Annotated in this window: 13 protein-coding genes, 3 rRNA genes and 1 riboswitch; of the genes, 7 read left to right on the top strand and 9 right to left on the bottom strand. The window is 48.3% G+C overall.

Annotated elements, in window-relative coordinates; all coding sequences use genetic code 11:
- Nucleotides 1-128 precede the first annotated feature (128 nt).
- Complete coding sequence (locus HRM2_RS11250) at nt 129-1,115, top strand: thiamine pyrophosphate-dependent dehydrogenase E1 component subunit alpha (protein ID WP_015904132.1); 987 nt, start codon at nt 129-131, stop codon at nt 1,113-1,115.
- Between the two features lie 12 nt (nt 1,116-1,127).
- Complete coding sequence (locus HRM2_RS11245) at nt 1,128-2,111, top strand: alpha-ketoacid dehydrogenase subunit beta (protein ID WP_015904131.1); 984 nt, start codon at nt 1,128-1,130, stop codon at nt 2,109-2,111.
- A 62-nt stretch (nt 2,112-2,173) separates the two neighbouring features.
- Here the strand turns inward: HRM2_RS11245 and HRM2_RS11240 are convergent, their stop codons facing one another.
- Both HRM2_RS11240 and HRM2_RS11235 read right to left on the bottom strand, forming a co-directional pair.
- Nucleotides 2,174-3,304 carry a hybrid sensor histidine kinase/response regulator gene (locus HRM2_RS11240; protein WP_187149361.1) on the bottom strand — a complete coding sequence of 377 codons (1,131 nt, stop codon included), beginning with the start codon at nt 3,302-3,304 and terminating at the stop codon, nt 2,174-2,176.
- A 1-nt stretch (nt 3,305) separates the two neighbouring features.
- Nucleotides 3,306-5,279 carry a patatin-like phospholipase family protein gene (locus tag HRM2_RS11235; RefSeq protein ID WP_015904129.1) on the bottom strand — a complete coding sequence of 658 codons (1,974 nt, stop codon included), beginning with the start codon at nt 5,277-5,279 and terminating at the stop codon, nt 3,306-3,308.
- A gap of 210 nt (nt 5,280-5,489) precedes the next feature.
- Between HRM2_RS11235 and HRM2_RS11230 the strand changes: the two genes are divergently transcribed.
- The gene (locus tag HRM2_RS11230) at nt 5,490-7,778 is read left to right on the top strand and encodes a tetratricopeptide repeat protein (RefSeq protein ID WP_015904128.1); all 2,289 of its coding nucleotides are present in this window, start codon (nt 5,490-5,492) and stop codon (nt 7,776-7,778) included.
- Nucleotides 7,779-7,863: 85 nt separating this feature from the next.
- Nucleotides 7,864-9,429, top strand: coding sequence for a glycerol-3-phosphate dehydrogenase/oxidase (locus HRM2_RS11225; protein WP_015904127.1), 1,566 nt, complete (start codon nt 7,864-7,866; stop codon nt 9,427-9,429).
- Between the two features lie 63 nt (nt 9,430-9,492).
- On the opposite strand, the gene HRM2_RS27075 is transcribed toward HRM2_RS11225, so the two are convergent.
- From HRM2_RS27075 to HRM2_RS11210, 3 genes are read right to left on the bottom strand one after another with little or no spacing between them, the layout of a single operon-like run.
- Nucleotides 9,493-10,581, bottom strand: coding sequence for an ABC transporter ATP-binding protein (locus tag HRM2_RS27075; protein ID WP_015904126.1), 1,089 nt, complete (start codon nt 10,579-10,581; stop codon nt 9,493-9,495).
- Entirely contained in the window at nt 10,581-12,254 is a 1,674-nt protein-coding gene (locus tag HRM2_RS11215) for an ABC transporter permease (RefSeq protein WP_232364255.1), read from the bottom strand. Before HRM2_RS11215 ends, HRM2_RS27075 begins: the two co-directional genes overlap by 1 nt.
- The gene (locus tag HRM2_RS11210; RefSeq protein ID WP_232364254.1) at nt 12,233-13,336 is read right to left on the bottom strand and encodes a thiamine ABC transporter substrate-binding protein; all 1,104 of its coding nucleotides are present in this window, start codon (nt 13,334-13,336) and stop codon (nt 12,233-12,235) included. The genes HRM2_RS11215 and HRM2_RS11210 overlap by 22 nt, the downstream gene beginning before the upstream one ends.
- A 76-nt stretch (nt 13,337-13,412) precedes the next feature.
- A riboswitch (TPP riboswitch) is annotated at nt 13,413-13,515 on the bottom strand.
- A 231-nt stretch (nt 13,516-13,746) separates the two neighbouring features.
- On the opposite strand from HRM2_RS11210, the gene HRM2_RS11205 reads away from it, so the two are divergent.
- The 3 genes from HRM2_RS11205 (at nt 13,747) to HRM2_RS11195 (ending at nt 17,772) form a co-directional block, all read left to right on the top strand.
- Nucleotides 13,747-14,061 (top strand): hypothetical protein, encoded by a 315-nt coding sequence (locus HRM2_RS11205; protein ID WP_015904123.1) that lies wholly within the window; start codon nt 13,747-13,749, stop codon nt 14,059-14,061.
- A gap of 216 nt (nt 14,062-14,277) precedes the next feature.
- Nucleotides 14,278-16,686, top strand: a complete 2,409-nt coding sequence (lon, locus tag HRM2_RS11200; RefSeq protein ID WP_015904122.1) for an endopeptidase La — start codon at nt 14,278-14,280, stop codon at nt 16,684-16,686.
- A gap of 561 nt (nt 16,687-17,247) precedes the next feature.
- The gene (locus HRM2_RS11195) at nt 17,248-17,772 is read left to right on the top strand and encodes an excalibur calcium-binding domain-containing protein (protein WP_015904121.1); all 525 of its coding nucleotides are present in this window, start codon (nt 17,248-17,250) and stop codon (nt 17,770-17,772) included.
- Nucleotides 17,773-18,281: 509 nt separating this feature from the next.
- Here the strand turns inward: HRM2_RS11195 and HRM2_RS25185 are convergent.
- From HRM2_RS25185 to HRM2_RS11165, 4 genes are all read right to left on the bottom strand, one after another.
- Nucleotides 18,282-19,955, bottom strand: a complete 1,674-nt coding sequence (locus HRM2_RS25185) for a hypothetical protein (RefSeq protein ID WP_015904120.1) — start codon at nt 19,953-19,955, stop codon at nt 18,282-18,284.
- Nucleotides 19,956-20,651: 696 nt separating this feature from the next.
- Nucleotides 20,652-20,768: ribosomal RNA gene (gene rrf / locus HRM2_RS11175) — 5S ribosomal RNA — on the bottom strand.
- A gap of 108 nt (nt 20,769-20,876) precedes the next feature.
- Nucleotides 20,877-23,867, bottom strand: a 23S ribosomal RNA gene (locus tag HRM2_RS11170).
- A 300-nt stretch (nt 23,868-24,167) separates the two neighbouring features.
- Nucleotides 24,168-25,730 (bottom strand): 16S ribosomal RNA (locus tag HRM2_RS11165).
- The 16S, 23S and 5S rRNA genes sit together here, the layout of an rRNA operon.
- Nucleotides 25,731-25,783: the final 53 nt, after the last annotated feature.

The following is a 25,783-nucleotide window of genomic DNA, read 5'->3' as shown; positions in this document are numbered from 1 at the left end:
ACGCAATTGGAAAACCGTATGATTACCCATCCCACACACAGATTTGAAAAACAAGAATTTTCGCTGGTCATACGGGGAGAATCCATGCGCATTCCGGTGAAATTTTCAACACAGGCAAAGGAGGGTTTATGACAGAGAACCAGATCTCCCCGGACCTTCAAACCCGGCTCTATTCAAACATGGTCCTGACACGCAAATTTGAAGAAAAAATCGTTGCCCTCAGCCAGAAACCCCATCAAATGCCGGGGATGCAGATTCTGGCCAACGGACAAGAGGGTGTTTCAACGGGCATGGTTTCAGCCCTTACACCCGAAGATGTCATCGTCACCAACCACAGAAGCCACGGCCACCTCCTGGCCAGGGGCCTGGACATGAACCTCCTGATGGCTGAAATCATGGCCAAGGCCACGGGTATCAACGGCGGCAAAGCCGGCACCCTTCACCTTGCCGCACCAGAGGTCAATATCTTGATGACCTCCACGGTGGTTGGTGCAGGATCGCCCCTGGCTCTTGGTGCGGCCTTTGCACAGCAGTACAAACAAGAAAAGGCCATCACCGTGGTTTTCTTCGGAGATGGTGCAGCAGCCGAAGGAAGCGTGCATGAGGCCATGAATCTGGCCGGTATCTGGAAACTGCCACTCTTGTTTGTATGCGAAAACAACTGCTGGGCAGGCGCCCAGCGCCATGAAGAACATTGTGCGACACAACACATTTTCGAACGTGCCAAAGGTTATGGCATGCCCGGCCAGAGCGTGGACGGCAACGATGTGGAGGCTGTTTACTCCCTTGCAATGGAATTTGCTGAGCACTGCCGTTCGGGAAAGGGACCCGCCCTCATGGAGGCCTTGACCTATCGCATGCGGGGCCACGGCGAGCAGGACCACCAGCACTATGTGGACCCAAAAGAACTTGAGGCCTGGGCAGCCAGATGCCCCATCAGCCGCTACCGTACAAAGCTCCTGGACAGGGGTGTGCTTGATGAACAGAAAATTCAGGCCATTGACCAGGATGTTAACACCCGTGTGGCTTTGGCTGAAGCTTTTGGCAATCAAAGTCCCTATCCCGGACCAGACACCCTGCTGACCGGTCTATTTGTTCAACCTTCCAGGGGTTAAAGGAGCAATACCATGAGTCAAACGACATTTGGACAGGCCTTGAACCAGGCCCTTACCATTGCCATGGAAATTGATGACAACGTATTCATCGCAGGTGAAGGTGTGGGGGTTTCCATTCACCAGGACCCCAACCGGGCCACCCAGGGACTTCTTGAAAAATTTGGACGGCGCCGGGTAAAGGACACCCCGGTCAGTGAAGCTGCCATTGCAGGGCTCGGGGTGGGCGCTGCGTGCATGGGCCTGCGGCCCGTGGTGGAAATCATGTTTTTTCCATTCATCACCCTGGCAAGCGACATGCTGGTCAACCATGCCGGCAAGCTGCGTTATATGAGCGGCGGGAAATCAAGCTTCCCCCTGACGGTAAGGGTCAAGGCGGGTGTCGGCTTTGGTGCCGGGAGCCAGCACTCCCACAACCTTGAATCCTGGATCGCCCACAGCCCAGGCCTGAAAATCGTCTGGCCATCAACGCCGGAAGATGCCAAGGGGCTGCTTCTGAGCGCCATATTTGACCCGGACCCGGTCATCGTGGTCGAGGAGATGATGCTCAATCGAATGCCTGGTGAGGTGTTGCCCGGCGACATTCGTACGCCCCTTGGCAAAGCCCGCATGGTCTGCCTGGGAACAGACTGCACCCTGGTGGCCTATGGCGCAGCCCTGTACACGGTAATGGAGGCGCTTAAAACCTTGCACGAATTGGGAATTTCCTGTGAGGTGATTGATCTGCGTTCCCTTGTGCCCCTGGACAAACATACTGTCCTTGACTCTGTTTGCAAAACAGGTCGCCTGGTCGTGGTCCACGAGGCCAACCAATTCTGTGGATTTGGTGCCGAAATTGCCGCCATGGTAGCAGACGAGGCCTTTGAAGCCCTGAAAGGCCCGGTCAAACGGGTGGGTGCGCCCCAGATTCCTGTGCCAGCAGCACCCACCCATGAGCGGCTGTTTAAACCAGGCCCTGAAGACGTGGTCCTGGCCGTCAGGCAAACAATGAAAAAATAAAACCCGGCAATAATGGCGGGTAGAAACGGGGGGGGGCACCCGGATCAGATTAAGGCAAAAACTTAAACAGGAATTTCCAGGGTAAACGTACTTCCCCTGCCCGGGGTTGAATCAACCGTCACACCCCCCCCGTGCCGTTCCATGATGCCAAATACAATGGAAAGCCCAAGGCCCACCCCATGGCCCTCATCCTTTGTCGTAAAGAACGGTTCATAGATATGCTCAAGATTGCCGGCATCGATACCGGTTCCGGAATCGCTAACCTTGAGGGACACCTTTTTTGATTCCGGGCAAAAGGCGGCAGACACCCCAAGGCGCCCGCCCCCTTCCATGGCATCTATCCCGTTAAAGATAAGGTTGATCAGGCATTGTTGAAGCAGGTTAAAATCGCCCCTGAACAAAGGAATTTCCTTTTCAACGTGAACGCACAGCTCAATCCCGGACAGTTCAAGCCTGTGGCGGGCCAGCACCAGGGATCGTTCCACAAGTTCATCCATGGAGACAGGGGTAATGGTGAACTCGTTTTTCCTTGAAAAGGTCAGAAGACTTGAAACGATGGTTGAAATCCTTTCCGCCTCCGACGCCACAAGATTAAGATGGGCCGCGAACCGTATTCTTCGCTGGTCGTCGAGTTCGCCTTGTTTGAGCATCTTTATCATGAGTTTTGCATAGTTCAGAATGCCGGCCAGGGGATTGTTGATTTCATGGACCACACTGGCACTCAACCGCCCAAGGGAGATGAGTTTATCCCGGTGCATGAGCTTTGCCTGATTGATGTTCTCCTGCTCAAGGAATCGGGCGTAGTCCTTGAGCTGCTGCCTTGACCGGTAACGCTCCATGGCCCGTTTCAAGGCAAGGTGAATGGCCTGGTCTGAAACCGGCTTGGTGATAAAATCCGAGGCATCCAATTGAAGGGCACGGATGGCCAGATCAAGCTCACCAAAGGCCGTGATCACAATCACCTCCATGTCTGGAAATTTTTTTTTAAGGTGTTCGAGGACACCAATCCCGTCCAATCCCGGCATTCGGATATCCGTGATTACAATCTGGGGGCAGACGGACTCACACAGTTCGATTCCGGCCCGGCCATTGTCGGCGGTTTCCACGGCAAACCCGGCATCCTTTAATACAAGGGATACCACCTCCCTGATATCGGGTTCATCGTCAATTAAAACAATCGTCCATTCATTCATGCTAAGCCCCTCCAGAATCGGCCAGACACCTTTTAATCTCATCCATTGCCCTGTGACAGGCCTCACATCCCCTTTGCATAAGGGTTTCGCCCCTATGGAAATCGTCCCAGGCAAATCCCTGGACGTCTGGATAGATCACAACATCGGCCGCCTTGGAAAAACTGTTAATGGCTCGGCCATGGACAATGCTGATGGTCCTTGAAATGACCTTGAGCACACTCGGTTTTTTGCAGCTTGTGGCACTGCTCTGACCCTGGCTTTCCACACACACGGCAATGAGATGATCCGCCCCTTTTTGTTCGAGAATGTCCACGGGAACGGGGTTGAGAAGGCCGCCGTCCACCATCCATCTTCCCCGGTGAAAAAAAGGAACAAAGATGGCGGGAATGGAGAGGCTTGCCCGTATGGCTCCAGCCACGTCTCCCTCCTCCAGAAGAACCTCCTCGCCGTTTAAAATATCGACCCCGACAAAATAGGCAGGAATTAAAAGGTCCATGAAATCGGCATGGTCAACTGCGTTTGCCACAAGCTGCATGGCCTTACGTCCCCTCAGCAACCCCTGGAAAGGAAGGGTATAATCAAAAATTTTTCTCTGGGCAACTTTTTTTGAGGTAAAACGGTCAATGGTGACTTTTTTTAAATGATCCAGGGACGCCCTGGCAGCATAGATACCTCCCACAAGGGCACCCATGCTGGTTCCTGCAATCATGTCAATGGGAATTTTCTCCTCTTCCAGGACCTTTAAAACACCAAGATGTGCCCACCCCCTTGCCGCCCCTGCCCCCAGGGCAAGACCCACACGGACACCGGCAATCTCCCTTGCAACGGCTCTGGCACCTTGAATGGGCATTTTTTTTTCCATGTCAATTTCCATTCCAAAGGCCGCCTGGGAACGATCCACCCATATCCTGGGGGTTTCAGAAAGTTTGAGGGTCTGTTTAAGCTGTTTTCTGGGGACCCCCCAGGTACCTGAAAGATGACTGACCCCGACCCTTACCCTGTCAAGCCCGGGTCCTGCAATCTGATCAACAAGGGCAAGACGGTCCCGTACCCTTTCCAGGGCCTCCTGGGTATTGTTTATGAGTACATAATTTTTATCGCACAGGCGAATTAAAAGCCGTTCAAGTTTATTCAGGTGGTGGGAGAGGCTGAAAAGAATCAGGTCAAACCGATCCCTGAATCCCTCCATGAGATGGGGAAGGGCTGTGCACAAACGTTCAGAAAACCCCTGTTTAACCTGGAGCACAAGAAAACCAGCACCATGCCTGAACCAGTGAAAATCTTTTTCCCTGTAAATTCCAGGCGATAAAAGGCGAAACAGCCCGGGGTCAGGACAGGGACAATGGAAAAGCCCGAGGCGGTTCATGGCCTGGGATAATTCAAGATGGGGTTCCACCACCAGTACCCTTTTAACCGATTCAGTGGCAACGTGAAAACAGACTGAATAGAGAAAGTGTGACAGCCCAAGACCGGAATGGGTTGCTGAGACGGCATAAAACTTCGGTGTCCGTGATTTGCCTGGCCCCTCATGGGCAAGGGACATCCGCCGTGCATAAAACCTACTCAAAAAAAGCCCCATGCTTTTATTCCTGGCCAACAGTGCCTGGAAATCTTTTTTTAACAGATAAAAGAGCACTGCATCAAGGGCCACCTTTGCCGTTGCACTCCTGGGCGTGTCAGACAAAAGGGCCATCTCACCAAAAAAATCTCCCCGTCTCAAATCTGAAAGATAGATCGGTCCCCCAGGGTTTTCACCATAGATGCAGACCACCCCTGACCTTATGATATACATGGTATCACCAGGTTCTCCCTGGCGGCAGATGACGTCATCTTTTTTATATTCAACGGTTTGAAACAGCTGTGCTGTCTCCTGGATGTGAATCAGGGGAATTGAAGAAAAAAGGGGGACCGTTGCAAGAAACCGTATAAGATCCTGGAGGTGATCCAAGCGACCCTGATCATCGTTGTTAATCATGGCAATTTCCCTATTAGCTGGACCGATCAATTGTTTGATTTTAAATTAAACAAAATATTGACAATTTACAATCCCCAACACCCCTTTTCTGACATTTGACTCCTGGCATATCCCCGTAAAAAAGAATCGCCAACAGCCTTTTTATATGCTATTTCGTTGTTCAAGAATCGATAATTCCATACGGTCACAAATTACCCTGGAGGATATATCATGGCTCGCCGTCACCTTAACATGATCACCATTTTTTTCTGGATCATTCTTCTTTTATCAGCCTGCACGTCTGAAAAAGAAAAAGCAGGGGATTACCTGTCGTCGGGTAAAACCTATTTTGACCAGAAGGCATTTGACAAGGCAAAAATACAGCTGATGAATGCGGTCAAATCAAACCCGGAATCCGTTGAGGCCCACAAACTTCTGGCCATGACCTATTTAAATCTTGGAGACGGCCAGGAGGCATTCAAGGAATACCTGAGACTCGAACAGATGGAACCCGGCAATGTTGAAACGCTGAACCGGCTGGCAGCCTTTTTCCTTGCAGGAAAAAAACAGCCTGAAGCAGAACGCAGAATCAATACCGTTCTTGAAAAAGAACCGAACAATATTGAGGCCCGATACCTTGAAGCAGGACTGCTTGCCCTGAAACGAGAAAGCGTTGAAACCCTGATCGAACGCTACCAAAAGATTCTTGAAATCGATCCCAGCCAGACAAAGGCCCTTCTCAGTCTCTCCAGGCTGTACATGGTTGATAAAAAAGTTGACCTGGCTGGGGAGAGCATCAAAAAAGCCTTATCAATTGAACCTGAGAATACCCAAATCTACGCGACATTATACTTTTTTTATCTTTCTCAAAAGGACCTTGACGCTGCTGAAAAAACCCTTAAAGCCCTTGTCGATAAAAAGCCAGGCACCCCTGAACCCCTGATCATGCTGGCCGGTTTTTATGCAGGCAGGCAATCGTTTCAGCAGGCAGAAGAGACCTTTTTAAAGGCCATTGACCTCAATCCGAACCATGTAAAGGCCCGAATGCTTCTTGCCAGGCTTTACAACGCCACAGGCAGAGAAGACCAGGCCGAAGCTCAAATGCAAAAAGCCCTTGAAATTGAACCGGAAAACGTGGCTGTGAAAAATACCTATGCAGAGTTTTACATACTCCACCGGAAAAACAAAGAGGCAGAGACTCTGGTGGATGAGATCCTTGAACAAAGGCCCAATTATTCGCCTGCCCGGGAGTTGAAAGGTAAACTTCTGGCTTTGAAAAAAGATTATGACGGGGCGATCTCCATATTCCGGGACCTTGTCCAGGAAGAACCCGATTCTCCCAAGTTTAACTTTCTGCTGGGTTCAGCCCTGCTTGAAAAAGGTAAGGTAGACCAGGCCATGGCCTCACTATCAGAGGCATTGGAAAAAAAACCCGACTTTCACCAGGCCAGGTATTTGTACGCAACCATCCATTTTAAAAAAGGGGACCTTGCCCAGGCAGAAAGGGAAATCTCAAAGGTACTCAAAGCTTTACCCCGGCACTACAACTCAAACATCTTACTTGGAAACATTAACATGGCCAAGGGAGAATCGGATAAGGCAGCGGCAATTTTTAAATCCATGTTAACCCTTGATCCCAAAAGACCCGAAGCCCTGGTGGGTCTTGGAAGACTTTTCGGGATAAAAAGGGACAATGAAGCCTCCCTGTCTTACTTTGAACAGGCCCTTGCCATAGCCCCAGACCAGATGGATGTTTTTTCAAACGTGATTGCCATTCTGGTGTCCCAGAAAAAAATCGACCAGGCCCAGGAGCGATGCGACAAAAGATTGAAGGCAGAAAACATCACCCCTCTAACAGAGGCGATACTCTTCAACATAAAGGCCAACCTCTATTTGACAGCAAAAGATTTCACCAAAGCTGAAGATTTTTTTAAAAAAGCCATCGCAAGTGATCCGCAATTCATCCAGCCCTATCTATCCCTTACAAGCCTTTTAAAATTCCAGTCCCGGACGGATGAAGCCATCACCGAATACAAGGCACTGATCAAGAAAAGGCCTGAACTTGCCGCGCCTGAAAATTTACTTGCAACCCTTTTCGATGAAAAAGGAGAGTTTGACCTTGCTGAAACCCACTATAAACGAGCCCTTGAAATAGATAAGGACTTTATCCCGGCCCTGAACAACCTTGCATACCTCTATGCCCAGCAGGATAAAGACCTTAACATGGCCCTGGACCTTGCCCAAAGGGCAAAGCAAGAAAGCGCAAACACCCCTGCCATCATGGACACCCTGGGGTGGGTTTACTTTAAAAAAGAGCTCTATGACATGGCCATTGCCGAATTTAAGGGAGCCATTGAAAAGGATCCGGAAAATCCCATGTTTCACTACCACCTGGGTCTTGGTTACAACAAAAAATGGGACTATGCAAACGCCAGAACTTCCCTTGAACGTGCCCTTGAAATCGACAAAAATTTTAAAGAGAGTCAAATGGCCAGGGACATACTGGCACAGCTCAAATAGAGAGACACAAGCATACATGATCGGAGGTTAAGACCGTCCTTTGGTTGCCGAAATGATACAAGTTTCATATTAAAAGGAGCCCCAAATGAAGCGCAAAAAAATGATCAACGTATTAAATGATTCATCCAGGCGATGGGATATGATCATCATCGGCGGCGGAGCCACAGGGCTTGGCTCAGGGGTGGATGCCGCATCAAGGGGATACAGTACCCTTGTCCTTGAACAGGCGGACTTTGCAGAGGCAACCTCAAGCCGGAGCACCAAGCTGGTCCACGGTGGTGTTCGCTATCTCCAGCAGGGAAACATTGCCCTTGTCATGGAGGCGTTAAAGGAAAGGGGTATTTTGCTCAAAAATGCTCCCCACCTGGTGTACAACCAGGCCTTTGTGGTTCCAGACTACAGATGGTGGGAACGCCCCTTTTATGGTATTGGCCTGAAACTTTACGATGCGCTGGCAGGCCAACTGGGATTTGGACCCTCCCGGATTTTATCAAAAATAGAGACCCTGGAACGGATCCCCACCCTTAAAACCGACGGTCTAAAGGGTGGTGTAATCTATCATGACGGCCAGTTTGACGATGCCAGGCTTGCAGTCACCCTTGCCCGAACCATGGAGGATCTGGGCCAGTTCCCCGTCAACCACATGAAGGTGGAATCCCTGATTAAGGACAACAATGGATTTATCAGGGGGGTCACGGCCCGGGACCAGATCACAGGACAAACCTACGCCCTTAAATCAAAGGTGGTGATCAATGCCACGGGCATCTTTGTGGACTCCATCCGCAGGATGGACGATGACGACTCGATCAACATGATCTCTCCCAGCCAGGGAATTCACCTTATCCTTGACCGATCCTTTGCCCCTGGGGATTCGGCCATCATGGTGCCCCACACGGACGACGGCCGGGTAATTTTTATTGTGCCCTGGCATGACCGTGTCATTGTCGGAACCACCGACACCCCCATCAAGGAACCGATCATGGAACCGGTTCCCTTTCCAGATGAGATCACCTTCCTTTTGACCCATGCGGCACGTTATCTTTCCAAGATTCCCACGAAAACGGATGTGTTGAGTGTGTTTGCCGGAATTCGACCGCTGATCTCAGGGGAGCATGCCCAGGGAAACACCTCTTTTCTGTCAAGGGACCATCACCTGACCATCTCCCCAACGGGCCTTGTGAGCATTGCCGGTGGGAAATGGACCACCTACCGAAAAATGGCCGAGGATACAATAGATAATGCGGCCCGCCTTGCAAACCTGATGTTTCGGCCATCTGGAACCCAGACGCTTCACCTCCACGGCTGGACCCGGGAAGCTGACATCAGGGACCACATGCATGTCTACGGCAGCCAGGCTGATGAGATAAAAGAACTTGCCCTGGCGTTGCCCGATCTTGCCCAACCCCTGCATAAAAAGCTGCCCTACACCGGGGTTGAGGTGGTCTGGGCCGTTCGCCATGAATATGCATTGACCCTTGCAGACGTGCTTTCCAGAAGAACCCGTTCCCTGCTCCTTGATGCCCGGGTCAGTATGGAAATTGCGCCCCGGGTGGCCGCAATCATGGCAGAAGAGTTGAAAAAAGACCAGTCCTGGGAAGACAACCAAGTCCATGATTACTTGGAGCTTGCAAAAAATTATATTCCGAGTTAGGCCCATAATCGGAATGGAATCTTCCAAAACATGGCTTAACGTTGAAGCCATTGCACGGTCGGATTAAGAACCCTTGTTCCCCTTTAAGCGTCCATCCTTGCCAAGGAATCGTAACCCGTCCGAACAAATCTTGAGGAAAACTGCTTCCCCTTGCCTGGGAAGTTTCTTCCTGGGTGGTATGTCAAAGGCAAACACTTGATCGTCTGCTGTTTTAACCACAAGTCGCGTCATACTTCCCTGGAAAAACAGATCCAAGACCCTTCCAGACAAACGGTTCTCTGTCCGTTTAAACCATTCGTGTTCAGGAATGGGACTTGCGGCCCAGGGCAGGATGAGAAGATCACAGGCGTTTGCTTCGGGCAAAAATGCATCAGGCACGAACCGTCCCTGGGGGGTTAAAAAACATCCATGGTCGGAATCGACAGCCCCGGCAATCAGGTTCTGGAAACCCAGGAAGTCGGCCACCGCCAGGTTCTCGGGATGGTTATATAAATGTTCAGGGGTGTCGATCTGCTGGACCTGCCCCTGGGTCATAATGCAGATGCGGTCTGCCGCGGCAAAGGCTTCGTTCTGATCGTGGGTGACAAAAATAGTGGTCACCCGGGTTTGGGTAAGGATGTGACACAAATCGGCCAGCAACCGTTCCCGGAGAAGCCGGTCAAGGGAGCCAAGGGGTTCATCGAGCATCACAAGGTCCGGGGACGGTGCAAGTGTCCTTGCAAGGGCCACTCTCTGGCGCTCTCCGCCGGAAAGCTCATCCACCCGGCGATGGCCGTAATCTTCAAGATTTACAAGTTCCAGCATCTGGGTCACCCGACGGTTGATCACGGCCTTTTTCTCTTTTTTCATCTCAAGGCCAAAGGCGATATTGTCAAAAATATTTCGATGGGGAAAAAGGGCAAAATCCTGGAACATCATGCCAAAGTTACGCCGGTGGGGGGGGATCTTCATTATGCTCCCTCCCTGGAAAATCACATCCCCCGCATCGGGTTGCTCCAGGCCTGCTGCCACCCGCAGGAGTGTGGTCTTGCCACAGCCCGAGGGGCCAAGCAGACAGATCCGCTCCCCCCTATGGACGGCCAGGGTGATGTCTGTAAGGGCGCCGTAGGCCCCCATGCTCTTGCATATATGGCTTAAAACAAACTCATCCATCAGAATCCACCATGGCCAAAGGGTCTGAAGCGTTCAATGAAAAAAAACCCCATTGCCGTCACCCCCATGAGCATGGAAGAGACAGCCATGGCCTGGCCGTAGTTCATTATTCCTGGCTGCCCCAGAAAACGATAGATGGCAACGGGCATGGTGGCCATTTCAGGACGTGCAATAAAAAGGGTGGCCCCGAATTCACCAAGGCTCATGGTAAACGCAAACACGGCCCCGGCAGTTATGGCCCTTGCCATGATGGGCAAATCCACATGGAACCAGACCCTGGAAGGGACGGCTCCAAGAAGGGCTGCAGCCTCCCTCAGGGATTGGGGAATCGATGAAATGACCGGAAGAACCGAACGAACCACAAAGGGAAAGGCCACCAGGGTATGGGCGATGGGCACCAGCATCACCGAAGTTCTTAAATTCAAAGGGGGCCGGTCAAGGGTGATGATGATGCCGAACCCCAGGGTCACGGCCGAGGTTGACAGGGGCAACATGAAAATCGGATCAAGGATCGAGGCGAATCTGTGTCTGTTCCGGAGGATGGCAAATGCCGCACACACGCCTACAACCACGGCAAGGGCAAGGGTGGCAACCCCGAACATCAGGGAGTTGGAAATGGCCCGCACCGGCGAAACATAAAAAAGGGACCCCGAGGTGTTGTGGAAAAGTTCCCGGTAAAAAGCCAGGGAAAAATGGCCTTCCAGTACAAGGGATTTAACGACCAGGGCGGCCATGGGCCCAAGACAAAAGAGCAGTATAAACGCAACGCAGCCTGCAACCATGAACCCTTCGTTAATGGTTTTGACCGGTTTCAGGGACAGTGTTGCAGCCTGGGGCGTAAAGGTGGGCACCTTTCGTTGTAAAAGAGTGTATACCCACATCATTGCAAACGTACAGCAGATCTGAAACAACGAGAGAACGGCTGCCCCGGGCAGGTTAAACAGGTGGGCTGCCTGGCGGTAGATCTCCACCTCCACCGTTGAGAATCCGGCACCGCCAAGGATGAGGATCACGCCAAAACTTGAAAAGCAGAAAATAAAAACAAGGATGGCCGATGCTGTAATGGCCGGCCGCAACAGCGGCAGGGTAACGCTGAAAAAGGTCCGGGCAGGCGTTGCTCCTAGCATGGAAGCGGCCTCGCTCATCTGACTCTGCAAAAAAGACCAGAAGCTTGTGGTGATCCTCAGCACAACACTGAAGTTGTAAAAGGCATGGGCCAGGAAAATCATGCCCATGGTATGTTCAAGGTTGATGCCCTTAACAAGGCCGTTGGCTCCCAGCAACGCCTGGAATGCCGCAGCAACCACAATGGTAGGAAGCACAAAGGGAATGGTGGCAAGGGTCATGATCAGTTTTTTTCCCCTGAATCTGTAGGTTGCCATGACATAGGCGCACGGCAGGGCAAGGGCCAGGGTCAAAAGGGTCGAAACCCCGGCCTGCCACAGGGTAAACCAGACAATCCCTGTAATCCGTCTGGATCCTGCAAGGTCTAAAAACGATGCCAGGGAAAATACCTGTTCCTGGAAAAAACTTCTAAAAAAAATCCCGGCCAGGGGGTAGAAATAAAATACTCCCAGAAAGATTAGGGGAATAAGAGCCACACCCCATGGGATAAGGGACTCCAACTCACCCCTTAAAGCCTTAATTTTGTTTAAAGCATTAATTCTGTCCAATTGATTATCCAGGATTCCCGGTTTTTCGATATGATGTCATAGTCCAGTCTTGCAGGTTGATCAGTGATAACAGCATGTTTTTTAAACACATCGGGCAAAACGGCCTCCTTGTTTGCAGGAAAGACAAACATCTGCAGGGGAATATCTTCCTGAAAGGTTTTGGACACAAGAAAATCCATGAGTTTTCCGGCAAGTTCAAGCTTCTTTGTTCCCTTTAATATCCCTGCAAATTCAACCTGGCGAAAAGCTGCGCCATTGTCGACCATAACCCCGGTGGGCGCCTTGTCCATGGGATTTTTTGCATAATAGACCTCGGCAGCAGGGCTTGAGGCATAGCTGACCACAACGGGTCTTGTTCCCTTGGAGGCAGCGGTAAACTGACCCCAGTAGGCCTCTTTCCACCCGCTTGTGATCATCACTTGGTTCTGCTTCATCCCCTTCCAGAAATCAAGGTAGCCTGTTTGTCCGAACCGTGCCACCGTGGCCAGTAAAAAGGCCAGCCCCGGGGATGAGGTGGCTGGATTTTCCACCACAACAAGATCTTTAAACCTTGGCGCCAGAAGATCTTCCAGACAGACAGGGGGATCCAGGTTTCTCTGTTTAAACCAGGCAATGTCAAAGTTGATGCACACGTCCCCGAAATCCACTGGGATGAGCCTGTTCTCAGGATCAAGCCGTAACGATTCAGGCAAACGGTCAAGCAGGGGAGAGTCATGGGCAACAAAGATATTCTCTGAAAGGGCCCGGGTCAAAAAGGTATTGTCCACCCCGTAAAAGATGTCGGCAATGGGGTTGTTTTTTGAAAGAATCGCCTTGTTAAGCGCCTCTCCCGCATCCCCTGATTTTAAAAAAATTATTTTAGCATGGTTTGCCTGTTCAAAGGCCTGGATAACATCGGTACTTGCCGAGAAACTGTCATGGGTCATGAGGGTGATTTCCTGGATCCCATCGGCCTTGACGGCCTTGTCGTTTGAATCATCCTTTGAACAGCCGGTTATGGAAATAATCATCAACACTGAAATAGCTGCAAAAACAGCTGCAAGAATCGGTCGGTATGGGGACGTGCGAACGATGGGTATCATAAGATGAATCCCTCTTTGATAAAAAAACATAAAAAAAACCATCCCTGGTTCTGGTGACATAAAGAACCGGTGATGGCTGACTAATGTCTTCGGTTCCTACGCCGGCATTACCCGGATCAGGTCATGCGGTCGGGAATGATTCCCCTCTCAGCAAACAGCTTGCTCCCGCCTATCTATAAGTTGGTTAATTAAATCTATTTCCATGCACTGTCAAGAGCTAATCCAGTGCACAGGTATCAAATCCAATCGGTAATAATGGTTTCGCGATTGATATGATCATTACAAAATGAGAATTTTCATACCCCATATTCGGCCTTGACTTCAATGGTCCATGAAAATATAATTTAAATATAGATATGAGGAGTACGTAAGATACACCTGGTAAAAAACCCTTTAGGGAGGAATCTAACATGTACGAAATCATCGCAAATCCTGAAGACTATCAAATTGACGATCTGATCAAAGGAACCGGAAATGCACCGATCAATTTTTCAGGTGAAGAAAGAAAACAATGGGCCGTTGAAATTGACGCCTTTTCCAATAAGCTTGTCCAGTTCTCAGAACGATCCCAGGAACTTGCCAAAGTATTTAAAGGAACCGAAGCCATCACCGCCACCCCTGCATCTTTAAAAACGCTCAAGATTCAATTCTTTAAAATCAACGAGGCCCTGAACAAGGCACTTGAAATTTCAAAGAAACTCGAGTCAGACATCGTTCCGAAATAAATCTTCCACGACAACTCTTCTTTTTTATCAACCCCAGGGGAGCGGAGAGATCGTCTCCGCTTCTTTGCCTGTCACCTCAAATATAGACCCGGCAGTAGGATCTCGCACAAGAATAACTTGACACATAATTTATGCATGACTAATCTTCTTCAAGTTCAGTCTGAAATCATGGTCAAAAAATTTGACCGTTAAATTTACTTACAAGTGGAGGTGACCATGGGTGATCAAGACTCCATCATTCCTGAAGTTGTCAACGAAGAGAACGAAAATCAGAACCAGTCCAAAAATCCGTCAGGAACGCTGGCACTACCCCAGAATATACTACCGGACAAGCTTTACATACTCCCCATGCTTGAACGACCCTTTTTCCCTGCCCAGGCTCAACCCATCATGGTCAACATGGCACGCTGGAAAGAAACCATCAAACGAGTGGGTATGTCCGGTCACATGGTCCTTGGACTCTGCTATGTTGAAAAACTCGAAGAGGGAAAACTTTCAGCGGATATTTTCCCGGAAATCGGGTGCGTTGTTCAACTCCATCAAGTCCAGGAGGTCGAAGACAAAATTCAATTCGTTGCCCAGGGATTAAAACGGTTCAAAATCATTCAATGGATCAGTAAAGAACCGCCGTTCATGGCCCTTGTCAATTATCCCAAGAGCCCTGAAGAGGATGAGGAACGCCTGAAGGCCTACTCGATTACCGTGATCAAGGCCATCAAGGATCTGTTACCCCTGAATCCACTGTACAACGAAGAGCTCAAGCTTTATCTTTCAAGATTCACCCCCAACGAGCCCTCATTGCTCTCTGATTTTGCCGCAACCATCACCTCGGCCACGGGAAAAGAACTCCAGCAGATACTTGAAATACTGCCGATCACAAAACGCATGGACAAGGTACTTCTCCTTCTTAAAAAAGAGATTGAAATGCTTAAGATGCAAAAGGAGATCAGCCAGGAGGTCAACCGAAAGGTCAGTGAAAACCAAAGGCAGTTTTTTCTTAAAGAGCAACTCAAAATCATTCAAAAAGAGCTGGGGCTCTCCAAGGATGATAAGACCGCTGAAATAGAAAAATTCACCAAACGCCTTGAGGATATGACCGTACCTGAACATGTCCAGGCAAAAATCGACGATGAAATCGGCAAAATCAAGATTCTTGAAACAGGATCAGCCGAATATGGCGTCACAAGGAACTACCTTGACTGGCTCACCTCCATTCCCTGGGGGGTTTACTCAAAGGACAATCTTGATCTTGATCTTGCAAAAAAAATCCTGGAGCGGGACCATGACGCCCTGGATGATGTCAAGGACCGGATCATTGAATTTCTGGCAGTCGGGGCCTATAAAAAGGAAGTTTCCGGGTCCATTCTTTTACTGGTGGGCCCGCCCGGTGTGGGCAAGACTTCCATTGGAAAGTCCATTGCCGATGCCCTTGGACGTAAATTTTTCAGATTCAGCCTCGGTGGTATGAAAGATGAGGCCGAGATTAAAGGTCATAGGAGAACCTACATCGGTGCACTACCCGGAAAGCTTGTCCATGCCCTGAAAAATGCCAAAACATCCAACCCTGTTATCATGCTCGATGAAGTTGACAAAATAGGCATGTCCTACCAGGGTGATCCGGCATCTGCACTTCTTGAGGTGCTTGATCCGGAACAGAACGAGAATTTCCTTGACCACTATCTGGATCTCACCCTGGATCTTTCCAAGGTGCTGTTCATATGCACGGCCAATCAGCCAGACACCATTCCAGGTCCCCTGCTTGACCGGATGGATGCCATTCGACTGTCGGGCTATATCAGCAAGGAGAAGGTGGACATTGCCAAGCATCACCTCTGGCCCCGGCTGTTAAAACGGTCTGGGCTTAAATCAAAACAGCTGAAAATATCCGACGCAGCCATTCGTGAGATTGCCGAAGGGTATGCCAGGGAGGCAGGGGTCAGGAACCTTGAGAAACACCTTGCCAGAATCGTCAGGAAATCCATTGTCAAGCTCTTGAAAGAACCGACCCTTGAGCAGAAGATATCGTTGAAAAACCTTGAAGATCTCCTTGGAAAACCTGTATTTCAAAAGGAGCTGTCCATCACTGGAAAGGGGGTCGTAACCGGGCTTGCCTGGACCGCCATGGGGGGTGCAACCCTGAGCATTGAAGCGATCAGGGTCCATTCAAAAACCAAGGGTTTTAAACTCACCGGTCAGCTGGGAGATGTCATGCAGGAATCCGCTGAGATAGCCTACAGCTATATTTCAGCGAATCTAAAGGCATTCAAGGTTGACCCCGAGTATTTTGACAGCGCATTTATCCATCTCCACGTGCCGGAAGGTGCAACACCCAAGGACGGACCCAGTGCAGGTGTGACCATGGCAACGGCCCTTTTATCCATGGCAACAGGGAAAAAGATCGACCGAACCCTTGCCATGACAGGCGAGCTGACTCTCACGGGCCAAGTGCTTCCGGTTGGGGGCATCAGGGAAAAAATTATTGCTGCCAGACGGGTAAAAATTTTTGAACTGATTCTTCCCCATGCAAATCAAAAGGATTTTGACGAACTTCCCGATCATATCAAAGAGGGTGTCACGGTCCATTATGCAAAGATTTACAAGGATGTGGCAAAGGTAATCTTTTAAACTCAATAAGCCCTGACCTTAGGTAGTCAACCCAAGGTCAGGGCTTTGTATAAAGTATAAAATCAACCAAACCCACCAGCCCACTTTCAATTTTAATTGGCGAACAGGCAAACCCTTGGGACCTGCTCCAACCCCAGGATGTGATGAGCCGACATTGAGGTGCCAAACCGCACCGTCGATGTGAACTTTTAGGGGCGATAAGCCTGTTGTTATCCCCAGCGTACCTTTTTTCCGTTGAGCGACGTCCTTTCCATACTGAACCGAGTGTGGACTAACAGGGATAGTCTACAGTGCTCATTCGCCTGAAAAACTGAGCTTGTCAGACGAGTAGTCCGCGCCCCAAACCCTTGGGTCTGACCTGTCAAATTTTATGTATCAGGCCCCAAATAACAGATCAAAATAACGCCCTGTAAAAACCAAAATCCAGGAGATTAAATTCGCCCTTGCCATCCAAGCGGTAGTCAGGTTATTCTCCAATTAAATTGACTGCTGAATAACATCCCAATAATAATGTTATCCAAATTCATATAATCCCTTGGTTAAGCAAAAAAGAAATCCTGTATGAAACAAAAAGGTAAATTAGTTCGCTGGAATGAAAATCGTGGATTCGGATTTATAAAATCTCCCGCTATTAAAGGGGATTTGTTTATCCACATTTCCGAATTAAAAAAAATGTCCCGTCGACCGAAAGTTAATGACATCATATATTTTGACCATGTAACAGATGATACAGGTAAGAAAAAAGCAATTAATGCCAGAATTGAAGGTGTTGAAGAGGTTATTTATAGGCCAAGAAAAAAATCAAAAGGAAGGAGCTTTACTTCGAAATTGATATCATTGTTAATATTTGGGGGCTTAGCATTTGCAGTATATGCAACTTACCCATATTGGTCACAGATGTTTGTAAAGTCATTGCCAGTTGGTTTCATCGATGAAGACTTTACTGGTTACCGTTGTGAAGGAAAAAAATATTGTAGTGAAATGACTTCATGTAAAGAAGCAAGATTCTACCTTATGAATTGTCCAAATGTGCAAATTGATGGCGATAATGATGGTATTCCATGTGAATCTCAATGGTGCAACTAAAAAAAAATGGAGTTCAATCAATCGTTTCACCACAGTTCCATTGTACTCTACTGAATCCGCTGAAACTGAGGTATACGGCTTCAGTGCTAAAAAAGATGGGGGCTGACAGGGATAGTCCGGGGGATTTTTTGAACCCTCAAAAGGCAGTACTATAGCCAGTCGTCAACACCTAAAATGTTATCAAGATTTGATCTGGTATCATTGATACTTTTGATGTTTTGTTACAGTTATCCATAGGATAATTAGTCATAACTCCAGACAGGTGCAAAATTGGTATTCAGAATTCAAACGTTTGATGAAGACAAGGAAATCCTCGTATACCAGATGTTGTGGTTTAAAGAGTTCCCTCAAAAGCGACACATACACGTTAAAGTGCTCACCATGCCAGAACAAAGGACTTATAGACAAAGTCAACAGCTTTTCTGGCCCAAAATAAAAGGAAATTTAACAGTGACTGTCAAATATAATCTTCTATCTTCCCAGTGAATACCGTCAATGTTCGAATAATATTATACTGCCTTGGCAGGTCCTGAACCGCTTACATCAATGTTAATTCCATTCATATTTGCTGGAATTACATCTTCTTGTGCTAATTGAGAAATAGGCATTTTTATTTTGACAAAGACTACTAAACATTCTTCCGATGTCATTTTGCCGCCTCTTTCACGAAATCCAACGCCCACACCTACAAAGTTTTTTTTGGAACGATTTTCCGTTATTAGTTTTTCCAAAGCAATACTTATCTTTCTATCTATTACAGGCCTATCAACATCAGGAGAAGGTGATTTTTGACCTGGAAAGTATACTTCCAACTCTTCGATTATTTTGTCAATCGGATTGTAGAAAGAATGTTCACCTGAATTAGCAAACAACAATCCGACTGCCTTATTTGTATTTGTTTCATGAGAGATGAGAATTGACCCAACATCTCCCGGTCTTGCCATCAAGGTTGTCACGATTTGATCTTCAAAATAAGCAATCCGATCATTCCCATAATTCACTTTTAGGAATACGTGATGAGCTACAATAGTGCTTTCGGCATAATTGCTAATCCGACCTACCATTTTAACTTGCAAACCGAGCCGTGCAAATGTATAACCTCTCAATTCTCCAACACCTGGAATTGTAGTTGAAACCGTTACATTTTCACGTGGTCTTGCAAGTGCCGCATCAAATTTGTTTGATTTCTCAGAATCGAAAACTATGGGTTTAAATCTCTCAAGGTAAAAAGAATCATCTTTCCCTGCTTTCCCACCTTCAAAAGTCGGCGGATATATTATCGGATCACCAATTTTGGCAGCATTAACACATGTCAGAACTGAATTCGTTGAAAGAATGAGCTCAACATTTGTCTTTTTATCACGAACACTGCAACCCAGAGCCCCCCCTGTAACCCGATAGTGCCCGATGCTTTGCCCTGGATATAAGATTTGTTTTTCGTCAGTCGAATGATTAATTGTGAAACGTTTGGAATTCGGTATACGCAGCCCCTTAGGATCAAGAAAATTGATGAGAGAGATTAGAGCATGGTGCAATTTGACAAGACGTTCTGAATATTTGCCAGGGTTCACTGATAATGTAATCAAATCATTTCTTAAAATACTTAGCCATTCTTGAAATTGTTTATTATCTATTGCGAGAAAAGATGCAAAGCCAACACACTGATAATCGCCGCCATAACTCATAATCATCTGTTCGCCGATGGCTCGTTGCTCGCCTTTGAATACGAGAAACAGTTTTTCGAAACTGTCATTGGCAAACAAATGACGTATTTGATCAAGTAGATTAGTCATAGTTTGAGTTGCTTTTTCTTCGCCCAAATCTAAATATTGAACCTCAACTCTTATAATTTCAGTCCAGGCAAAGTACTGAGAAAAAAGGTACAATGTATTCTCAATTGAATATAGTTTTTCTCGTTCATTACCATTTACATAGTATATCTGTAAAAATTCTTGTCGTATAATATTATATATTCTACTTTGAAGGTCAAAAGCAGCTTGTATTAATGGTTCACGGTATTTTGCGATAATCAACTCAATCTGATCTCTTTTTTTTCGTTCATCGTCTCTTTCTTTTATCTTTGCTTTTTCTCTTTCAATTGTTAACTGGCCTCTAATCGACAAAATGGCACTGAATATTGCAACAATTGCTGAAATTATGGCTACTATTAATGAGAGTTCCATACTTTTCTCCAATTGATTTTTTACTTTACATTAACTTCTATGGCTTACACCGGCCACTGTTGAGTCGCGAGAATTGCAAGCCAAAATATCTCTTTTTTTTAACATTCTCGCCATAACTAATTGTCATTAGTCCCTGAGAAATGGACACTATCCAAACTATTTTAAACCAGATTGTATTTACCTAAAAATCAATATTCAAGATTATCCTACCTGCCTCCAGAATGCAAGGCAAAGAGATAGTGCTTGGGTCAACGCTACTGGTATCATTGGAAATGCCCAGAAAACTATTGTAATAGAATAATCTTCTTGATCCAAATGAGTAATACCGAGGTCACCAATGATGGTATTAGTCGTTGGTTGAACCTGGCCTCAAAAAGCAAGGACTTGTATTCATAGTCCGCTCCCATAATTGTTTCTGTCAGGGAGTGGACTATTATTAAAAGTCTGGGGGGGGGGGGGGGGACAAACTGTAACCAAGTATCGCATCTTTTTGGTTGGTGTGAATTTGGGCCTCATCAGATTAAGAAGAGCCTTCTTGACTTTGACCGGGTGATTGGTTGACCTATTCATCCACAGCTGACACAGACAAAGCACAGAAGTCATCCACAAAAGAAACCCCAAAAAGGCAGGGGCCTCTTTCCAAATAAAAAAAGCCCTGACCATACGGTTATGTATGGTCAGGGCTTTATAAAAATAACCCGGCGGCGTCCTACTCTCCCACAGGGCCTCCCCTGCAGTACCATCGGCGCTAGAGGTCTTAACTTCCGTGTTCGAGATGGGAACGGGTGTGGCACCTCTGCCATTGCCACCGGATTAAACTTGGCAATATACGGGACAGATTTTAAATCTGACCCTAATCTGCTGAAAGTATTTTCTGTATATCCGCATTAAAGCGTTCAAACCTAAAAGGGTTTGTAGTTAGTGGCTAAGCCTCACGACCTGTTAGTACCGGTTAGCTGAACACATTACTGTGCTTACACACCCGGCCTATCAACCTTGTAGTCTTCAAGGGGTCTTTAGTCACTTGCGTGATGGGATATCTAATCTTGAAGTTGGCTTCCCGCTTAGATGCTTTCAGCGGTTATCCGTTCCGAACTTAGCTACCCTGCAATGCCGTTGGCACGACAACAGGAACACCATTGGTTCGTCCATTCCGGTCCTCTCGTACTAGGAACAGATCTCCTCAAATATCCTACGCCCACGAAAGATAGGGACCAAACTGTCTCACGACGTTTTAAACCCAGCTCACGTACCACTTTAATTGGCGAACAGCCAAACCCTTGGGACCTGCTCCAGCCCCAGGATGTGATGAGCCGACATCGAGGTGCCAAACCGCCCCGTCGATGTGAACTCTTGGGGGCGATAAGCCTGTTATCCCCGGCGTACCTTTTATCCGTTGAGCGACGGCCCTTCCATACAGAACCGCCGGATCACTAAGACCTAGTTTCCTACCTGCTCGAAATGTCTCTCTCGCAGTCAAGCTCCCTTATGCCTTTACACTCTTAAGCTGGTTTCCAATCAGCCTGAGGGAACCTTCGCGCGCCTCCGTTACTCTTTGGGAGGCGACCGCCCCAGTCAAACTACCCGCCAGACACTGTCCGTAATCCCGGTAAGGGACCCACGTTAGAACCATAGTACATGAAGGGTGGTATTTCAAGGGTAACTCCACGAACACTTGCGTGCCCGCTTCAAAGTCTCCCACCTATCCTGCACATCATGTACCAAAATCCAATGTCAAGCTGTAGTAAAGGTGCCGGGGTCTTTCCGTCTTTTCGCGGGTAGACGGTATCTTCACCGCCATTCCAATTTCGCTGAGTCCCTGGTTGAGACAGTGCGGAAGTCGTTACGCCATTCGTGCAGGTCGGAACTTACCCGACAAGGAATTTCGCTACCTTAGGACCGTTATAGTTACGGCCGCCGTTTACCGGGGCTTCGGTTCAAAGCTTCGCTTGCGCTAACAAATCCCCTTAACCTTCCGGCACCGGGCAGGCGTCAGACCCTATACCTCGTCTTACGACTTTGCAGAGTCCTATGTTTTTAGTAAACAGTCGCTACCGCCGTTTCTCTGCGACCCTCCCACGCTTTGAAGAGCAAGTCTTCTAACACGGGGGGGCATACCTTATCCCGAAGTTACGGTATCATTTTGCCGAGTTCCTTAACCAGGGTTCTCTCAAGCGCCTCGGGATACTCTCCCTGCCTACCTGTGTCGGTTTTGGTACGATCACCTGTTATCTCGATAGAGGCTTTTCTTGGCAGCATGGGTGCAGTCAGTTTATGGGATCAGATCCCTCCTCATCGCTTCTCGGCCTTAAAAAGGAACGGATTTGCCTGCTCCTTAAGCCTACCAGCTTGAACCGCCTATTCCAGCAGACGGATGACTTGCCCTCCTGCGTCCCCCCTTCTCTCAAACGATAACTCGGTGGTACAGGAATATTAACCTGTTTTCCATCGCCTACGCCTTTCGGCCTCGGCTTAGGGATCGACTAACCCTGAGAAGATTAGCTTTACTCAGGAATCCTTGGGCTATCGGCGAGGGGGTTTCTCACCCCCTTTATCGCTACTCATGTCAGCATGGTCTCTTGTGTAAACTCCACATGACCTTACAGTCACGCTTCAATACTTACACAACGCTCTCCTACCATAGAAATAAATTTCTATCCGCAGCTTCGGTGCTATGTTTGAGCCCCGTTACATTTTCGGCGCAGAACCACTCGATCAGTGAGCTATTACGCTTTCTTTAAAGGATGGCTGCTTCTAAGCCAACCTCCTGATTGTCTGGGCATTTCCACATCCTTCCCCACTTAACATAGACTTGGGGACCTTAGCTGGCGGTCTGGGTTGTTTCCCTCTCGTCCGCGGAACTTAGCTCCCGCGGGCTGACTCCCACACTTTACATCATCGGTATTCGGAGTTTGGTTAGGTTTGGTAATCTGGTGAGACCCCTAGCCCATCCAGTGCTCTACCCCCGATGAGAAACATGTGAGGCTATACCTAAATATATTTCGGAGAGAACCAGCTATTTCCAGGTTTGTTTGGCCTTTCACCCCTAACCACAGCTCATCCCAATAGTTTTTAACCTATATGGGTTCGGTCCTCCACGCGATTTTACTCGCGCTTCAACCTGGCCATGGCTAGATCACCTGGTTTCGGGTCTACTCAATGCAACTTGCCGCCCTGTTAAGACTCGGTTTCCCTGCGGCTACACCTCACGGCTTAACCTTGCTACATTAAGTAACTCGCTGACTCATTATGCAAAAGGCACGCGGTCACTATGGCTAATGCCATAGCCCCCACTGCTTGTAGGCAAACGGTTTCAGGTACTATTTCACTCCCCTCACAGGGGTACTTTTCACCTTTCCCTCACGGTACTGGTTCACTATCGGTTGCCGGGTAGTATTTAGCCTTATGAGATGGTCCTCACAAATTCCCACAGAATTTCTCGTGTTCCGCAGTACTTGGGTGTCTGAAAAGAGAGAGCGATACATTTCGTCTACAGGGCTGTCACCTGCTATGGCCGGACTTTCCAGTCCGTTCGACTACACATCACCTTTGTAACTCTCCGCACCTTCCGAAACAGGTACAATTCAGATCCCACGACCCCTGACATGCAACGCCTTCGGGCTATCACACATGGCAGGTTTGGGCTGTTTCCCGTTCGCTCGCCGCTACTAGGAAAATCGTTTTTACTTTCTCTTCCTGGGGGTACTAAGATGTTTCAGTTCTCCCCGTTGGCCTGATCAGGCTATGTATTCACCTGAACATGTCACAGTATTTACCATGACAGGTTTCCCCATTCAGAAATCTCCGGATCAAAGTTTGTTAAGCAACTCCCCGAAGCTTATCGCAGCTTTCCACGTCTTTCATCGCCTCCCGGCACCAAGGCATCCACCGTTTGCCCTTTATAGCTTAGCCACTATAAAACCACAAATTAAGTTTAAACGCTTTAATGCAAATATACAGATACAACATCACAGAAAATTTCACCCCTGTAAAAAAATTTACAAAAGCTTCTATTCCTGTTTGTTATACGATACAACACCATTGGAATCCCTTGTCCAGATATTATCCGAACGCGACCATTCCTCTGGGTCATGTTGTTTCATTTTAACTTTCAACAGATTGTCAAAGAACAAAGAATCAATTAAATTGATCCCTCAAAACCGGTTAGTGACCAAGACTTGCATGTCTTCTGTATTGTATTTCTTTCCTTAGAAAGGAGGTGATCCAGCCGCTGGTTCCCCAACGGCTACCTTGTTACGACTTCACCCTAATTATCAACCATACCTTAGGCACCTGCCCCCCCGAAGGGTTGGCCCAATGACGTCGGGTACAATCAACTCTCATGGTGTGACGGGCGGTGTGTACAAGGCCCGGGAACGTATTCACCGTGGCATGCTGATCCACGATTACTAGCGATTCCAACTTCATGGAGTCGAGTTGCAGACTCCAATCCGGACTGGGATATGCTTTCAGGGATTCGCTCACCTTCGCAGGTTCGCTGCCCGTTGTACATACCATTGTAGCACGTGTGTAGCCCCAGACATAAGGGCCATGAGGACTTGACGTCATCCCCACCTTCCTCCCCGTTAACCGGGGCAGTCTCTTCAGAGTTCCCACCATGATGTGCTGGCAACTGAAGATAGGGGTTGCGCTCGTTGCCGGACTTAACCGAACATCTCACGACACGAGCTGACGACAGCCATGCAGCACCTGTCTCTGAGTTCCCGAAGGCACTCTAATATCTCTAACAGATTCTCAGGATGTCAAGTCTGGGTAAGGTTCTGCGCGTTGCGTCGAATTAAACCACATGCTCCACCGCTTGTGCGGGCCCCCGTCAATTTCTTTGAGTTTTAGTCTTGCGACCGTACTTCCCAGGCGGTATACTTAATGCGTTAGCTCCGGCACAGCAGGGGTCAATACCCGCTACACCTAGTATACAACGTTTACTGCGTGGACTACCAGGGTATCTAATCCTGTTCGCTACCCACGCCTTCGCACCTCAGCGTCAGTTTCGGTCCAGAAAGGCGCCTTCGCCACCGGTGTTCCTCCTGATATCTACGAATTTCACCTCTACACCAGGAATTCCCCTTTCCTCTACCGTACTCAAGTCTTGTAGTTTCAAATGCACTTCCAGGGTTGAGCCCCGGGCTTTCACATCTGACTGGCAAGACCGCCTGCGTGCCCTTTACGCCCAATAATTCCGAATAACGCTTGCACCCCCCGTATTACCGCGGCTGCTGGCACGGAGTTAGCCGGTGCTTCCTTCATGGGTACCGTCAATACGACATACTATTAATATGCAATAACTTCTTCCCCATTGACAGAGTTTTACGACCCAAAGGCCTTCTTCACTCACGCGGCGTTGCTGCGTCAGGGTTGCCCCCATTGCGCAAAATTCCTCACTGCTGCCTCCCGTAGGAGTCTGGACCGTGTGTCAGTTCCAGTGTGGCTGATCATCCTCTCAGACCAGCTAACCATCAATGTCTTGGTAGGCCGTTACCCCACCAACTAACTAATGGTGCGCGGACTCATCTTCAAACAACAGCTTTCAAGAAGAGGCTGTCTTTCATCAATCCTTCCAAGGAAAGACTGACTTCATCCGGTATTAGCGATTCTTTCGAACAGTTATCCCGGATTCAAAGGTAGATTATCCACGTGTTACTCACCCGTGCGCCACTCTACTCAGGATTGCAAGCAATCCCTTTCTCGTTCGACTTGCATGTGTTAAGCACGCCGCCAGCGTTCATTCTGAGCCAGAATCAAACTCTCCAGTTAAATTCTTTGAATATCTTTTGTGTGCTTTCACAGCACTCAAAAGACACGCTTCG

Source organism: Desulforapulum autotrophicum HRM2 (assembly GCF_000020365.1).
GTDB lineage: Bacteria > Desulfobacterota > Desulfobacteria > Desulfobacterales > Desulfobacteraceae > Desulforapulum > Desulforapulum autotrophicum.
This window is presented reverse-complemented; position numbering and strand designations above follow the sequence as displayed.

What these genes read in the sequence shown, in the direction of transcription:
- HRM2_RS11195 (WP_015904121.1), top strand. Translation starts at nt 17,248, where the DNA reads ATGAAACAAAAAGGTAAATTAGTTCGCTGGAATGAAAATCGTGGATTC.
- HRM2_RS11225 (WP_015904127.1), top strand. Translation starts at nt 7,864, where the DNA reads ATGAAGCGCAAAAAAATGATCAACGTATTAAATGATTCATCCAGGCGA.
- HRM2_RS11245 (WP_015904131.1), top strand. Translation starts at nt 1,128, where the DNA reads ATGAGTCAAACGACATTTGGACAGGCCTTGAACCAGGCCCTTACCATT.
- HRM2_RS11235 (WP_015904129.1), bottom strand. Translation starts at nt 5,279, where the DNA reads ATGATTAACAACGATGATCAGGGTCGCTTGGATCACCTCCAGGATCTT.
- HRM2_RS11205 (WP_015904123.1), top strand. Translation starts at nt 13,747, where the DNA reads ATGTACGAAATCATCGCAAATCCTGAAGACTATCAAATTGACGATCTG.
- HRM2_RS11210 (WP_232364254.1), bottom strand. Translation starts at nt 13,336, where the DNA reads ATGATACCCATCGTTCGCACGTCCCCATACCGACCGATTCTTGCAGCT.
- HRM2_RS27075 (WP_015904126.1), bottom strand. Translation starts at nt 10,581, where the DNA reads ATGGATGAGTTTGTTTTAAGCCATATATGCAAGAGCATGGGGGCCTAC.
- HRM2_RS11230 (WP_015904128.1), top strand. Translation starts at nt 5,490, where the DNA reads ATGGCTCGCCGTCACCTTAACATGATCACCATTTTTTTCTGGATCATT.
- HRM2_RS11250 (WP_015904132.1), top strand. Translation starts at nt 129, where the DNA reads ATGACAGAGAACCAGATCTCCCCGGACCTTCAAACCCGGCTCTATTCA.
- HRM2_RS25185 (WP_015904120.1), bottom strand. Translation starts at nt 19,955, where the DNA reads ATGGAACTCTCATTAATAGTAGCCATAATTTCAGCAATTGTTGCAATA.
- lon (WP_015904122.1), top strand. Translation starts at nt 14,278, where the DNA reads ATGGGTGATCAAGACTCCATCATTCCTGAAGTTGTCAACGAAGAGAAC.
- HRM2_RS11240 (WP_187149361.1), bottom strand. Translation starts at nt 3,304, where the DNA reads ATGAATGAATGGACGATTGTTTTAATTGACGATGAACCCGATATCAGG.